General features: G+C 63.9%; 1 pseudogene. It reads left to right on the top strand.

Annotated features, from left to right (window positions below):
- Positions 1 to 98: 98 nt before the first annotated feature.
- A pseudogene (locus EOA22_RS37170) lies at positions 99 to 435 on the top strand (shikimate dehydrogenase); the annotation flags it as partial.

The following is a 435-nucleotide window of genomic DNA, read 5'->3' as shown; positions in this document are numbered from 1 at the left end:
GCCCGACCAGGCGGCGCGGAGGCCGACCACTCGTCCCTCGTCCAGGCGCTGGAGATCCTCAGCGGCCACGAACTGTCAAAAGAAAAGGAGTAAAACCGATGCGCGGAACCGGCAAGGCCGAGATCTTCGTGATGCTGGCCCATCCCGTGGCCCATGCCAAGAGCCCCGGCATATTCAACGAGATCTTCGAGCAGAAGGGCCTCGACAGCCTCATGGTGCCCTTGAGCTGCCGCCCGGAGGATTTCGAGGCCTTCTGGGCCGGCATTACGGCAGCCGAGAATATCAGGGGCGTGATCATCTCGGTGCCGTACAAGGTTGCGGTCTATCACAAATGCACCGCCGCTCACGACCGCGCCGCGAGGGTGCAGAGCGCCAATTCCGTGCGCCGGCTGCCCGATGGCAGCTGGTACGCCGACAATTTCGACGGCGTCGGCT

This window comes from Mesorhizobium sp. M7A.F.Ca.US.014.04.1.1, from assembly GCF_003998745.1.
Lineage (GTDB): Bacteria > Pseudomonadota > Alphaproteobacteria > Rhizobiales > Rhizobiaceae > Mesorhizobium > Mesorhizobium ciceri.
This window is presented reverse-complemented; position numbering and strand designations above follow the sequence as displayed.